Source organism: Bradyrhizobium mercantei (assembly GCF_001982635.1).
Lineage (GTDB): Bacteria > Pseudomonadota > Alphaproteobacteria > Rhizobiales > Xanthobacteraceae > Bradyrhizobium > Bradyrhizobium mercantei.
This window is the reverse complement of sequence record NZ_MKFI01000008.1, coordinates 241184-254616: the sequence shown is the minus strand read 5'-3', so window position 1 is coordinate 254616 and position 13433 is coordinate 241184. Positions and strand designations below refer to the sequence as shown.

Annotated in this window: 10 protein-coding genes; 6 read left to right on the top strand and 4 right to left on the bottom strand. The window is 63.1% G+C overall.

What is annotated here, in order from left to right; genetic code table 11:
* Positions 1 to 19: 19 nt before the first annotated feature.
* The gene (locus tag BI327_RS34055) at positions 20 to 706 is read right to left on the bottom strand and encodes a DUF4286 family protein (protein ID WP_076865742.1); all 687 of its coding nucleotides are present in this window, start codon (positions 704 to 706) and stop codon (positions 20 to 22) included.
* Positions 707 to 900: 194 nt separating this feature from the next.
* On the opposite strand from BI327_RS34055, the gene BI327_RS34050 reads away from it, so the two are divergent.
* Genes BI327_RS34050 through BI327_RS34040 form a run of 3 tightly spaced genes read left to right on the top strand, consistent with a single transcriptional unit; the run spans position 901 to position 5981 of the window.
* Positions 901 to 3192, top strand: a complete 2292-nt coding sequence (locus BI327_RS34050; RefSeq protein WP_076865741.1) for a caspase family protein — start codon at positions 901 to 903, stop codon at positions 3190 to 3192.
* Between the two features lie 35 nt (positions 3193 to 3227).
* Positions 3228 to 4772: a DUF1800 domain-containing protein gene (locus tag BI327_RS34045; RefSeq protein ID WP_076865740.1), complete on the top strand. Its 1545-nt coding sequence runs from the start codon at positions 3228 to 3230 to the stop codon at positions 4770 to 4772.
* Positions 4773 to 4787: 15 nt separating this feature from the next.
* Positions 4788 to 5981 carry a DUF1501 domain-containing protein gene (locus BI327_RS34040; RefSeq protein WP_076865739.1) on the top strand — a complete coding sequence of 398 codons (1194 nt, stop codon included), beginning with the start codon at positions 4788 to 4790 and terminating at the stop codon, positions 5979 to 5981.
* Between the two features lie 354 nt (positions 5982 to 6335).
* Here the strand turns inward: BI327_RS34040 and BI327_RS34035 are convergent, their stop codons facing one another.
* The gene (locus tag BI327_RS34035; protein WP_076865897.1) at positions 6336 to 7775 is read right to left on the bottom strand and encodes a DUF1254 domain-containing protein; all 1440 of its coding nucleotides are present in this window, start codon (positions 7773 to 7775) and stop codon (positions 6336 to 6338) included.
* A gap of 218 nt (positions 7776 to 7993) precedes the next feature.
* The gene (locus BI327_RS34030) at positions 7994 to 9427 is read right to left on the bottom strand and encodes a DUF1254 domain-containing protein (protein ID WP_076865738.1); all 1434 of its coding nucleotides are present in this window, start codon (positions 9425 to 9427) and stop codon (positions 7994 to 7996) included.
* Between BI327_RS34030 and BI327_RS42010 the strand changes: the two genes are divergently transcribed.
* Together BI327_RS42010 and BI327_RS34025 are read left to right on the top strand one after the other, a co-directional pair.
* The gene (locus BI327_RS42010) at positions 9426 to 9680 is read left to right on the top strand and encodes a hypothetical protein (protein WP_143271737.1); all 255 of its coding nucleotides are present in this window, start codon (positions 9426 to 9428) and stop codon (positions 9678 to 9680) included. The two genes, BI327_RS34030 and BI327_RS42010, sit on opposite strands and share 2 nt — an antisense overlap.
* 735 nt (positions 9681 to 10415) lie before the next feature.
* Positions 10416 to 11417, top strand: coding sequence for a SphA family protein (locus BI327_RS34025; RefSeq protein WP_245335021.1), 1002 nt, complete (start codon positions 10416 to 10418; stop codon positions 11415 to 11417).
* Between the two features lie 7 nt (positions 11418 to 11424).
* Here BI327_RS34025 and BI327_RS34020 read toward each other — a convergent pair whose 3' ends face one another.
* Positions 11425 to 12744 (bottom strand): TAXI family TRAP transporter solute-binding subunit, encoded by a 1320-nt coding sequence (locus tag BI327_RS34020; protein WP_076865736.1) that lies wholly within the window; start codon positions 12742 to 12744, stop codon positions 11425 to 11427.
* Between the two features lie 180 nt (positions 12745 to 12924).
* On the opposite strand from BI327_RS34020, the gene BI327_RS34015 reads away from it, so the two are divergent.
* Positions 12925 to 13356: a DUF2721 domain-containing protein gene (locus BI327_RS34015; protein ID WP_076865735.1), complete on the top strand. Its 432-nt coding sequence runs from the start codon at positions 12925 to 12927 to the stop codon at positions 13354 to 13356.
* The last annotated feature ends 77 nt before the right edge of the window (positions 13357 to 13433 follow it).

Genomic DNA, 13433 nt, shown 5'->3' with positions numbered 1-13433 from the left:
GCACTGCGCTGATGACACGTCACGCGCGCGGAAGATCGCTCTTCGCGATATCCCACAGCAGTCTGTAGACGCCGCTGGTGACCACGAGCGGCTTCAAGGCTGCATTGCCCGTGACGGCTGCCGCGGCGGCAGGGACCGCGCCAACGTCAGTGGCGTCGATCAGCACGAACCAGTCGCCGGCGCCGGGATCGGCCTTGTCGGCGTCCGGCGTCAGCGGCTTCGACAGGTCAGGGTCGTTCTCCAGCAGGTGCATCGAGATGATGCCGTCGCGCGCGGCTGGATCGAGTTGCTCCCGCAATGCAGCGCGGAGTTTGTCGGCGCCCTCGGCCGGCGGGCGCAGGCGGATGATGCCGAGCGCTGCACCTCGGCCGACGCCGCGGCTGATCGTGATGCGCGCCACGCCGCGGATCATGTTCTGAAAGCGCGCGATGTTGGCCTTCGACCAGTCGGTCTGGTTGGCGAGCGCCTTGCGGTAGGCCGGGCTCTCGAGCACCTTGAAGGTCGCGGTGGAGTAGAGGCTGAGATATTTCGGCTTGCCGTCACCACTTTTGCCGTCATGGGCGACATAGCGGCGGGCTTCCAGGAAGCCGTCGATGGCGACGCGTTCTTCGAGATGCTCGCGGTCGTACCAGCGATTGAATTCAGCCTCGTGTAAGCCGTCGATGTCCATCGATGTCAGCAACATGCCTTGTCCGGCGATCGGCATCGGGTGCTCCTTTTTTGTCAGTTTTATCCGCGCAATATCGCCTGATAGCGCGGGCCGGGGAAGCAAGTTCCACCGTGCCCGAGACCGGGCAAACCAAGGATTGCCACAATTGCCGTAATCCTGTTCAGCGCGGGTTCACAGAGGTAGCATTTCCATGCAACTCGCGAATTGCTGAAGAGAAAAGGACGACCGCTATGGCGCGCATTCTGTGGGCATTGATTGTCGCTCTGCTGTCGTTCGCATCGCTCCCCGTCCATGCGCAGGATCAGCAGGAGAAGCGCCTTGCCCTCGTCGTCGGCAATGGCGCCTACGAGGCCGGCGCGCTGCAGACCGCCGCCAACGATGCCGGGCTGATCGCACAGACCTTGCAGGCCGCCGGTTTCGACGTGATCGGCGCGCGCGATCTCGACGCCGAGACGCTGCGCAAGTCGTTCCGCGATTTCATCCAGAAGGTGCAGGACGCCGGGCCCAACGCCGTCGCCGTCGTCTATCTCGCCGGTTACGGCGTGCAGCTCATCGGCGAGAACTACTTCGTGCCGGTCGACGCCAAGATCGCCCGCGACACCGACGTGCCGGTCGAGGCGATCCGCATCTCGGACTACAGCCATCAGCTGTCGGCGCTGCCGATCAAGGCCGGCGTGATCGTGCTCGATGCGGCGCGCAGCAATCCCTTTGCCAAGGATGGCCAGCCGCTGGCCGGTGGCCTGGCGCTGGTCGATCCCGATCCCAAGATGCTGATCGCCTTCAACTCCGCGCCGGGCACCGTCGCGCCTGACGGGGCGCCGCCTTATGGGCCCTACGCGCAGGCCTTGGCGGAAATGATCCGCGCCGGCGGCCTGACCCTGCCCGAGGTGTTCGACCGCGTTCGCCTGCGCGTCAACGAGATGACCAAGGGCGCCGAGATCCCGTGGAACGCGCAGAAGGTCGACGCGCCCTTCATGTTCTTCGAGCGCAAGCCGGATGCGCCGCCGCAGCAGGTCGATGCCGGACTGCGCACCAAGCCGATCCGCGATTTCCCGGCGCAGGATGCCTACGCGGCGGCGCTGGAGCGCGACACGTTGCAGGGCTACGAGGACTACCTGCAGGCCTATCCGAACGATCCGCAGGCCAAGCGGGTGCGCGCGATCGTGGCGGCGCGGCGCGAGGCCATCACCTGGCGGCGCACCTACAACGCCGACTCGACCGATGCGTATTGGTCATATCTGCGGCGTTATCCGCACGGGCCGCATGCCTACGACGCAAGGCGCCGGCTCGCTTATCTGTCGGCCGCGCTGGAGCCGCCGGCACAGTTCACGGTGCTCGATTATGACGTGCCGCCGCCGCCGCCCGACGAGATCGTCTATGTCGACCGTCCGGTGCTCTACTACAGCGATCCGGTGTTCGCCTTCGCGCCGCCCCCGCCGCCGCCGGTTTTCTTCCTGCCGCCGCCGCCGCCGGACTTCGTCGTGCTGCCGCCACCGCCGCCGCCGATCGGCCTGTTCGTGCTGCCGACGCCGTTCTTCGTGGCGATGCCGGCCTATGTCGCAGCACCAGCCTATGTGGTGCCGCCGCAGAACAACATCGTGTTCAACAACATCCACAACACGACTGTCATCAACACGGTCATCAACAATCCCAACCCGACGCCGGCGCAACTCCATGCGGCCGGGGTGACGGCGGCGATGGGCGGCGCGCCGGTGACGGCGGCACCGCAACTGCCGGCCGCGGCGATGCAGCGCGCCAATCTGACGCGACCGGGCGCGCCGCAAGGCGTCACGCCTGCACAAGGCGCAGCCATGGGAGCTCCGGCTGCTGCACCGAACGCGGCCACGCCGAACGCGATGGGCGCGCCGGGTGCGCATACCTTGCCGGGCGCCAAGAATGGCCCGCCGCTGCCGCAGTCGGCGACCGCGCCGGCCAATGCCACGCCGCAGCATGGCGCCGTGCAGCCGGGCACCGCGCAGCCTGGTGCCGCGCAGCCCAATGCTGCCCAGCCTGGCGCAAAGCCGAATGCGGTGACGCCCGCCAAGCCGGCGACAGCCATGGCGCCGGCCAATGCGCAACCGGCCACTGCGGCCAAGCCGGGCGCTGCGCCTGCGACGAATGCACCGGCCGCGCCCGCGACCGCAGGCCGGCCGGGAAGACAACAGCTCAACCATGCCGCGACTGCGCCGACTGCAAACGTGAAGCCCGCAACGGCGCCGTCGCCGGCGAGCCGCGCGACCCCGGCCCGGCCGACGCCGGCTGCCCGGTCGGCGCCTGCGCGTGCCGCGGTGTCGCCGCCGCCGGTCTCTCGGCCCGCGCCGGCGCATGTTGCAGCGCCGCCGCCGCGCGCCGCAGCCGTTGCGCCGCGTCCGGCACCAGCGCCGGCTCCGCGCGCCGCGCCGCCGCCACGGCCGGCGATGCAGGCGCAGCGCGTGGCACCGCCGCCACGGCCGGCCGCTCCGCCAAGGCCCGCGCCGGCGCGGGCGGCGCCGGCATGCCCTCCCGGCAAATGCAAGCATTGAGGGCCTGACACCATGAGCCGAGCAGGTCAGCCTTCATGAGCATCACGGCCATACTCGGATCGCGGACAATCGCGAAACTCATCGTCGGTACGATCGCGGGGCTGGTGGCGTTGCACCAGCCGGTGCGGGCGGCCGAACTCGCGGCGCAGGACATCGCGCTGCTCGATCGCCTGACCTGGGGCGTCAACGCGTCCAGCGCGGCGCATCTGCGCGAGATCGGCACCGAGCGCTGGTTGCAGGAGCAACTGCATCCGGCTGGCGCCGCATTGCCGGCCGCGGTCCAGAAGCAGATCGAAGCGATGCCGGACGTGCATCGCTTCCCGTTCGACATCGCCGCCTCGTTCGACCAGCAGGGCAAATCCGCCAACCAGGTCGCCGATCCCGAGCAGAAAAAGGCGGCGCAACAGGTCTATCAGCAAGCCATGAACGACCGCGCCAGGCAGGCCGCGGCGCGCACCATCCTGCACGCGCTCTATGCGCCGGACCAATTGCGCGAGCGGCTGACCTGGTTCTGGTTCAACCACTTCAATGTCCACCAGTACAAGTCCAACATCCGCGTGCTGGTCGGCGACTACGAGGACCGCGCGATCCGCGCCAATGCGCTCGGCAAGTTCCGCAACCTGCTGTCGGCGACGCTGCATCATCCGGTGATGCTGCGCTATCTCGACAACGCCGATAACGCGGCCGGTCACCTCAACGAGAACTACGCCCGCGAGATCATGGAGCTGCACACCATGGGCGTCGGCTCCGGCTACACCCAGGCCGACGTCGAGGCACTGGCGCGGATCCTCACCGGTGTCGGCATCGACTTCAAATCGGAGGATCCGAAGCTGAAGCCCGAGCTGCAATCGCAGTTGGTCCGCGAGGGTGCGTTCGAGTTCAATCCGGCGCGCCATGATTTCGGCGACAAGACCTTGCTCGGCCATCAGATCAAGGGCCGTGGCCTCGCCGAGGTCGACGAGGCGCTCGACATCCTGTGCCGTCATCCTGCGACCGCCACGCATATCGCAAAGCAGCTGGCGACCTATTTCGTGTCGGACAATCCGCCGCCCGCGCTGGTGCAGCAGATGGCGCAGACCTTCCAGAAGACCGACGGCGATATCGCGGCCGTGATGTCGACGCTGGTTCATGCGCCGGAGTTCGCCGCGAGCCTGAAGGGCGGCGCCAAGTTCAAGGACCCGATGCTCTACGTGATGTCGTCGGTGCGGCTCGCCTACGACAACAAGGTCATCCTCAACACGCTGCCGATCCAGGGCTGGCTCAACCGGCTGTCCGAGGGTCTGTTCAACCACGAGACGCCGGACGGCTATTCGATGCTGTCGGCGGCCTGGAACGGTCCCGGGCAGATGATGCTGCGTTTCGAGATCGCGCGCGCGATCGGCTCGGGCTCGGCCGGGCTGTTCAAGCCGAACGAGCCCAATGCCGTCGACCAACCGGCGTTTCCGCTTGTGATGAACGGGCTCTATTTCAGCAACATCAGGCAGACGCTGAGCCCGACCACGCTCGCCGCGCTCGACCAGGCGGTCTCGCCGCAGGACTGGAACACGCTGTTTCTGTCGTCACCGGAGTTTATGCACTGAAAGGGAGGTTCGCCAATGAACCGCCGCGAACTGATCAAGGCCTTCGCCGCTTCCACCTCGCTCACGCTTGCCGGCCGGGTCTGGGCTGCGCCCGCGACCGACGCGCGCCTGCTCGTGGTGTTCCTGCGCGGCGCCTATGACGCCGCCAATGTGGTCGTGCCGGTCGGCAGCGAGTTCTATTACGCGTCGCGGCCGACGCTTGCGGTGGCGCGGCCCGACGCCGGCAATCCGAACGCGGCGCTGGCGCTCGACGCCGGATGGGGGCTGCATCCGGCGTTGCGCGACTCGATCTATCCGCTATGGGCCAGGCGCGAGATCGCCTTCGTTCCGTTCGCCGGCACCAGCGACGACCTCTCGCGCAGCCATTTCGAGACCCAGGACACGATCGAGCTCGGGCAGGCGGTCGGCGGCAGCCGCGACTATCGCTCCGGCTTCATGAGCCGGCTGGCGACCGAGCTGACGCGGGTGAAGCCGATCTCCTTCACCGATCAATTGCCGCTGATCTTCCGCGGCCAGACCCAGATTCCGAACATCGGCATCGCCAGCGTCAGCAAGCCGGGTGTCGACGACCGGCAGGCGCGGCTGATCCGGGAGATGTATGCGAAGGGCGATCTCGCCAATTCGGTGTCAGAAGGCTTTCGCGTCCGCGACGACGTCTACAAATCGGTCTCCGAGGAGATGATGGCGGCGAACCGCGGCGCGGTCTCGCCGCGCGGCTTCGAACTCTCGGCGCGGCGGATCGGCCGTCTGATGCGCGAGCAGTTCAACCTCGGCTTCGTCGACGTCGGCGGCTGGGACACCCATGTCAACCAAGGCGCGGCGACCGGCTATCTCGCCGACCGTCTCGGTGAACTGGGCAGGGGCCTTGCCGGCTTCTCCGAGGAGATCGGCCCGGCGATGTGGCGCGACACGGTCGTGGTCGTGATCTCCGAATTCGGCCGCACATTCCGCGAGAACGGCGACCGCGGCACCGATCATGGCCATGGCAGCGTCTATTGGGTGATGGGCGGCGGCGTCAACGGCGGACGCATGGCCGGCGAGCAGGTCCAGGTCGCACAGGCGACGCTGTTCCAGAACCGCGATTATCCCGTTCTGACCGACTACCGGGCGTTCTTCGCCGGCCTGATCCAGCACGTCTACGGCCTGCAGCAGGCGAGCCTCGAACGCATCTTCACCGGCATCAAGCCGAAGGATCTAAACCTGGTTTGAAGGGGCGCTGCCGAAATATCGAAAACAAACTCATGCAACGGAGCCGTCAGTTGCCGGTCTTCGACACGGCAACGTCAGGTCGGATTGTCGCATTTCCTCTCGTCGGTGCAAATTCCGACAACTCCGCGATCCCTCTGACCGCCGCAGGCAAATATCCGCAATTCAGGCACGTCTGTATTGGCCCATCGCGACATATCGCGCCGTGCACGAACTTGGTCGCTACAGGGGCAAAACAGACGTAACCTTGGTCGCGTCATAGGCCGGTTTATGGGTGCACGGCCTAGTTCCGGGCGCTGCTACCCTCGTTCTCCGCAGCGCCCGAGTTCAGTGAGCCAGGTAAATCGATACTCGTGGCTATGGGCCGACCTTGGTCACCTGCGGCACCTTCCAGCTCCCGTCAATGATCGAAGGCGGAGTGTCCTTCGGCCAGTACATTCGCAGCATCAGGACAAAATCGCCCTTCGGCGCCGGCAGCCAGTTCGATTCCTTGTCAGCACCCGGCGACTCGTTCTGGAAGTAGAGGGTCAGCGAGCCGTCCGGGTTGAACTTCGGATTGTCGCGCATGCTGACGGTGAACCTGTTCAGCGGATTGGGAACGAACCACCAGCCCTGGTCGATCATGTACATGGTGAACGACCAGAAGCCGTTGACAGGCGGTGTCGCATCCTTTGCGAATGTCAGCGTGTACTTGTTTGCACCGCTCAGTTTCTGTCCCGTCGAGTCCTTCTCCGTGTTCGGGTAGACCGCATCACGCTCTTGATTGGCGGGCCAACCGAAGGCCGCTACCACCGCTCGCTTCATGTAATCGGAGGGACCGTAGGTGCCGAGACCTTTCGTGATCGACCAGCCATCGACGATCCCGCCGAGGTTCTCCTTGTTGGCCTCGATCTTTTTCAGAGCTGTCTCGGGAATGTCCTTCAGCGCTGCCTGTACAGCCGGGTCGAGCTTGTTCATCTCGAACGGCTTGCCGGGCACGATGCCAATCTTCGCCATGCTCGCGAGCATCGGTGCGTCGGCCGCTGGCGCGGGCGCAGCCGCTGCCATGAGCTTGGCCATCAGGTTGAAGTATCCCTCCGTCCCCATGGCGAGAATGACCGTCTGCGGCTTGTCGGTCATGCTGAAGCCCGGATTGGGATTTACCGGCGGCGTAACTGGCGTGTACGCCTTGCCCCAGGCCGAAAGCGGCGTGATCTTGTATTGCGCCTGCAGCGCGTTAACGGTCTTGTAGTCAGCTTCGCTGCCGTCGGCGTAGGTGCGGCCGAGAATGACCATGTAGCGCGTCGCCATCGGGAAGTGCTTCATGTCCGCAGGCACTTCGCCTTTCCAGCCCGGGCCGGTGAAGAGGTAGTTGGCAGCCTTTCCACTGGCCGTGCGCTTGCTCGGCGAGTGCTCGGAATCCGACATCCAGAGATCAGTAATCTCGAAAAGATAGAAGCGGTCACCCATGTCGGGGTGGCTGAACACTTGCGGCTCGGTGAGATCGAGCCAGACAACGGAATACAGAGTGTCCGCGTTAGGTGCGGAAACGCCGCGATAATCCGCCGGCGGATAGCGGGGAACGTTGATGAACTGACCGGTGGGACTTGTGAATCCCTCTACCTTCGGCACGTTGCTCATCTGTACGCGGGTCACGTCAGTCGTGATCAACGAATAGCCGTAGACATAGGCATCGGTGGCAATCTGTTGCGCTTCCGCGGGCGATACGGATTGCGCCCTTGCCGGTGCAGCCGCTGTGAAGCAAGTCATTACGGCAAGGGCGACGGCGAGAAGGGAACGTCGATCAGTCACATTCATGAATGCACCTCTTTGCTTTTTGCCCGACTGGAAGCTCATGCCGGTAATTCGCTCCGCTGAAACCTGAAGCAAGTTAAGCGAACAACGGCGGAGACGAATGCCGATTGATTCAGATCAATGACGTTGGAGCCGCCATTGCGCTCGAAGCAGCCCCGGAACACCTGACGAGGATAGGCTCTCCGCGAAGAGAGCCCCTCGTCGCTCGACGCTAACCTGCCTCATGCGTCGGCTCTCTTCACTGCCGGAGGCTTCCAAGACCCGTTGATGATCGAAGGGTTCTTCTCGCTCGGCCAGTACAACCGCATCATCAGGATGAAATCGCCCGCCGGCGCAGGAAGCCAATTGGATTCCTTGTCCTTTCCGGGTGAGTCCTTCTGGATGTAGAGATCGGTCGAGCCGTCCGGATTCGTTTTCAGGTTTTCGCGTGCGCTGATCGAGTAACGGTTGATCGGGTTGGCCACGAAGAAATAGGAGGCATCGTACATGGTCACCGACCAGAAGCCCTGGGCCGGCGGCATCTGCCCCTTTGGGAAGTGCATGACGTATTTGCTACCACCGCTGTATTTGTGACCCTCGGCATCCTTCAGCGACGTCGGATAGACGGCGTCCTGCGGCCTGTTGGCGCCGAGTCCGATGGCGGTAACAAGTGCCCGCATCAGGTAGTCGGTACCGTAGATGCCGGTCTTGGTCGTGAAAGCCCAGCCGTTCTCGTCCTTCACGTCCTTGTTGATCTTGAACTGAAGCATGATCCGGTCAAAGCCGATTTCCGGAATCCGCTTGGCGAAATCCGCCTTGAGCTTGCTCGCATCGAAATCCTGCCCCGGCACGATTCCGATTCGGGCGAACTTGGCGAGCTGCGGTGCATCTGCCGCGGCGGGCGGATTGTCCTTCATGAGCTTGCAGAGCAGCGTGAAATAGGCCACCGCATCCATGCGGTTGACCTGATCGCGTACGGACGTCTTCATGTCCTGAGACGGATCGACCTTGCCCGGGGGCGGCGTGTAGGGTTTGCCAAAGGAGCTGAGCGGCACCAGCTTGCACTCGTCCTGCAGCTTGTGGACCGCGGCGTAATCCTCCGGCGTGCCGGTGCAATAGATGCGGCCGAGCAGCCACACGATGCTGGTCGGCGACTTGTATTCCTTCACGCCGGCCGGCAGCGTGCCTTTCCATCCAGGGCCCGTGATCGCATAGGTCTGCGCGCCGGTGCCGGTGGTCCGCTTGCCCGGCACCTGAAACACGGTGGTCCATCCGTCCAGCATCGGAAACAGGGCGTAGCGGCCCTTCATGTCGGGGATACTGAGTACCCACGGCTCCTTGCCGACGTCGAAGAACGACGTGGTGTAAAGCGTGTCGGCGTTCGGCGCCGTCACATCCCGGAATGACGCGTTGGGATATTGACGCAGCTTGATGATCTGGCCCATCGGCGCGCGCGTTCCCTCCGGCGCCGCAACGTTGGTGACGACCCTGCGCGTCATCTCCATCGTCACCAGCGGATAGCCGAAGATGTAGGCGTCGGTAGCGAGCGCGAAGTCCTCGAAGTCCTCACCGATGCCGAGAAGGTCACCGAACTCGGCCCGGCCCATTGTGCTCATGGAGGTGCTGGCGAGCAGACTGAGGCCGCCAATCGTTACGTTACGACGGGTGAGGTTCATGGGAACGATCTCCTTACATCTTGGTGGGGAAACGGTACTGAAACTGTACTGGTGTGATGTCGGGAAGCGATGGTCCTGGCAGGTCGGCGTGCCGATCGTCTTCGTGGTTGGCGGCGATGCCGCGTTTTGGGAAAGCGCTGCGTCAGTCCCGCAAAGCGGTGGTCAGCGCGAACAATCCGAAAATCTGATTCAATCTTGCGACGTGCATGGCATCGACTCCTTGTTCTTCGAGGAAGTTCGATCGTCGTCTTAGTACACTCGCTCCGATGCGAGAGATGGACGCGGAAATATGCAATATCGTGCAGTCAACGCGCAGGATGGTGTCGGCGGAGTCGAAAAGGGTCGCTGAAATCAAAGATCGTGGGGTTGCAGCCTAAGGTTGATATCGAAGGGGTGATGCTTCGGCTACCTCCGCGGGAAAGAGATTAGCACGAGCTAAAAATGGGGTCCAGCCGTCGATATATTCTGTGCCTCTACATCCTCGGGGTGTGATGCAGGTCTTCATATTTTGGAGTCGTTCAGTGGAGCTGCTGACCCGCGCATTCATTCCCGCGACATTGCTCGCGCTCTTACCCTCACGCAGTCGGACCGCGCGGCGGTAATCGGTAACGTCGTGGACGTGTCACTGACCGTGACATGACAAATTGTCGCAGTCTCGATCAAGCCGAACGTGCCGATGAAGAGGGACGTCGTGCTGTCTGCGATCGACCCGGCACCGTTCAGTACAGGGCCGCGAAGTCGCGATGAGGCAGCCGGCCCCCCGCTCTCCAGTCGCCGGCGCCGCGCTAGTCAGCCTATGATGTAACTCCAGCGCCACAACGTGGACCGATCTTTTCGGCGCGCTACTTTAGGGTGAGACGTCCTGAGGCACGCTAGTGTACCGTCGCAAGCGGACATGAAGGCAAGGGGGCGAGCAATGAAGCAGTGCATTGCGAAGCGGAAGTCTCGTCGTCGGCTGGTCTGCCCGGCCGTTGGAGTGATCCTGGCGATGTCCGCAACCTGGTCCGACTTCGCACGCGCCGATGAAGGCGGCGTTTCCTATTGGCTCCCCGGCCGCTTTGGCAGCCTCGCAGCAGCCCCCACGGTGCCGGGATGGTCGATGGCGGAGGTATACTATCACACCTCCGTATCGGCCTCAGGCGCTACTGCTGCGGCGAGAGAAATTACAATCGGCAAAATTCCCGCGAGCGTAAACGTCAACCTGAATCTGAACCTGAACGCGCAGGGCGATCTCGTAATTCTCAACCCTACCTACACATTTGCTTCTCCGGTGCTGGGCGGACAATTTGCGATCGGGCTGACCGGGTTGTTCGGCCGCTCGGCCGCCGACCTCAGCGGGACACTCACAAAGAGCCTGGGACCGGTCTTCATTACTCAAACTGGAAGTATCAGCGATTCCATCACCTCGGTCGGCGATCTCTATCCGCAAGCAACATTGAAGTGGAACGCCGGCGCCCACAATTTCATGACCTATGTGACCGGAGACGTTCCGGTCGGCGCCTATAGTCCGACACGCCTCGCCAATCTCGGGATCGGTCACGGCGCCATCGATGGCGGCGGTGGCTACACTTACTTCAATCCGGAGACTGGGCACGAATTTTCCGCGGTCGCGGGCTTCACCTACAATTTCAAGAATCCGGACACGCAGTATCAGAACGGTATCGACTTTCACCTCGACTGGGGTGCCTCGCAGTTTCTCTCAAAACAGCTCTTTGTCGGTCTAGTCGGATATGCGTATCAGCAGGTCACCGACGATTTCGGACAGAATCCTGTGCTGGGCGGTTTCCGCTCACGCGTCCTTGGTGTCGGTCCGCAAGTCGGATTCCTGTTTCCCGTCGGTGACATGCAGGGCTATTTGAACCTGAAAGGATACGGTGAATTCGATGCGGCCAATCGGCCATCCGGCTGGAATACTTGGTTGACGTTCTCGCTCTCTCCGGTGGCGCCGACCGGCACTGTGACACCAACACGGCGGATCGTGACGAAGTAGCAACGATCTATGAAGGGCTGCGAAGCGCCGTTCGCCGCTGTTGCATCAAATGATGGAGCCTTTGCGCGGCCAGGCCGAGGGCGGTCAATTCGCTGTTTTCGGCACCATCCCCGCTGGCGTTCCGGACAAGCTCCGCTTTCAGAATGTCGTCGATGCGCTTTTCAGTTTCGTCGAGCTCGGCCTCGCTCTTCGCATTCCTGATCTCATCGCCAAGCGCGTATAACGGCTCCAGCATGCTTTTCGATCCGCCCCCGGAATTCGCGAACCGCCATGCGGCCAGAACGATTGAGATCAGCGACCCCAGCAGGAGCGACGCGTAATAAAGCTTGTCGTCATATTTATCGAGGAAGCTCTGCTGGTTTCCGTTGTAATAGGTGGCTGCTCCCGGATGAATCGGAATCAAGGCGTTGGTATCTGTGCTGGGCGCGGCGGCTTGCGCCAGTATCGGGTATTGCGACAGCAGATCCCGCCGTACATCGACGAGGGACTGCGTCAGGTCGGTGATGGTGTCGGCGTCCACCGACTTGTTGGCGACCAGAAAGAATGACACCCGCAGCGACGTCAGGTCGTCAGATGGAACGGGCGGCGCTCCCCGCAAGGTGCCCTTGGGAATGTCATAGCTTTCATAATATTGCGCGACATTGGCGACCGCGCCGGCCGATTCGATTTCAATCAACCCGGGAGCGGCGCCTTTCGCGCCGGCCCCGCGGAAAAATTGCCGCGCCTTCGCCAGATATTTCTCGGTAACCGGCACGACGGCAAGGAGCGCCTGTACCTGTCCGGAAGATAGCGCCGCCGCGCCTTCTGTCACCGCAACATCATGGAAGCGAACCTTGGTGCGGTCGAATTGATAGACTTGCTTCAGCGCGTCGACGACTGGTCGATTGATCGGACCGCCGACAACTCCGATGGTGGCGTCGTGCAAATCGCCAAGATTATCGGCGCTTGCGTTCGAGGGCGCCATGATCAGAACGACGCCGTGCGTCAGCAGGAGGACGCTTCTTGCATCTGCGAGGCCTGCCGTGTCACCGCGGACCACCGCAAGATCCGCCTTACCCGAGGCCAATAGCTCCGATGCTCCGGCTGACGTCTGGCTGTCGACGACTTGCAACCGCGTGTGTGCGTTCGATGCCGCCAGGCGGGCTGCGATGGCAGAGATCAGCGACAGCGCCTCACCATCGACCGAGCCGGCGGCCACGGTGAGATGAACCGGCTTGGCGAAATAGCGATAGGCAAGCCATCCTCCGGTGATGCAGGCGGCGGTTGCGATCCCGATCAGGGCTATTCGCAGCGATCGGGGCCACAGATCGACGGCAAGGCTCGACATCGCGTTCCCCCTGGCGTTGAGCGAGCCGCCGCGTTCTCGCTGCTCCGATTTTACATAGGACATCGCGCAAAGCGAGCGTAAACTGCGAGCGACTACTCGGATGCCGAGGACGGCCGAACGGGAGGCCGATATGATACTGCCTAAAAATTGCGACGGGTCGCTAATCTCAGGTCGGAGCCAATGTTACCAGTCACTCCATCGGTCGGTCAGCTCTCGCACGTCATCTCGCAGGCAGCCGCTCCGGCGTTTCTTCTCGGAGCGTTGGCCGCCTTCATCGCCGTGCTGATATCTCGCATGAACAGGATCATCGACAGAACGATCTACCTGAACGGAATCCCCGACCAGGACGCGAGGTCAAGGCTCAAGACCGATCTGCCTCGTCTCATGCGACGCGCAGCCATGCTCAATCGCGCCATCTTCTGGTCAGTGCTGGCCAGCATTTCGATCGGCATCCTGATCGTCGTGGCGTTTGTGAGCGCGTTCTTTGAAATTCAGCACGAGCGTGGCGTTGCCATCCTCTTCATTGTCTCGGTGATCGCCTTCATCGTGTCGCTGGTTGATTTCGCGCGGGAGGTTCGAATTGCCCTGAGCGAATTCGACCATTACGGCTGATCTGCACCTGACGCGTTGGCTGGTACGCCAGTCTGATGCCGCATGTGTCCGCATCGGGTCGATTGCGTCGATCGTGC

Coding starts and splice junctions, on each gene's coding strand:
- BI327_RS42010 (WP_143271737.1), top strand. CDS start 9,426: ATGGGAACGATCTCCTTACATCTTGGTGGGGAAACGGTACTGAAACTG.
- BI327_RS34035 (WP_076865897.1), bottom strand. CDS start 7,775: ATGAATGTGACTGATCGACGTTCCCTTCTCGCCGTCGCCCTTGCCGTA.
- BI327_RS34045 (WP_076865740.1), top strand. CDS start 3,228: ATGAGCATCACGGCCATACTCGGATCGCGGACAATCGCGAAACTCATC.
- BI327_RS34055 (WP_076865742.1), bottom strand. CDS start 706: ATGCCGATCGCCGGACAAGGCATGTTGCTGACATCGATGGACATCGAC.
- BI327_RS34040 (WP_076865739.1), top strand. CDS start 4,788: ATGAACCGCCGCGAACTGATCAAGGCCTTCGCCGCTTCCACCTCGCTC.
- BI327_RS34025 (WP_245335021.1), top strand. CDS start 10,416: ATGTCCGCAACCTGGTCCGACTTCGCACGCGCCGATGAAGGCGGCGTT.
- BI327_RS34015 (WP_076865735.1), top strand. CDS start 12,925: ATGTTACCAGTCACTCCATCGGTCGGTCAGCTCTCGCACGTCATCTCG.
- BI327_RS34030 (WP_076865738.1), bottom strand. CDS start 9,427: ATGAACCTCACCCGTCGTAACGTAACGATTGGCGGCCTCAGTCTGCTC.
- BI327_RS34050 (WP_076865741.1), top strand. CDS start 901: ATGGCGCGCATTCTGTGGGCATTGATTGTCGCTCTGCTGTCGTTCGCA.
- BI327_RS34020 (WP_076865736.1), bottom strand. CDS start 12,744: ATGTCGAGCCTTGCCGTCGATCTGTGGCCCCGATCGCTGCGAATAGCC.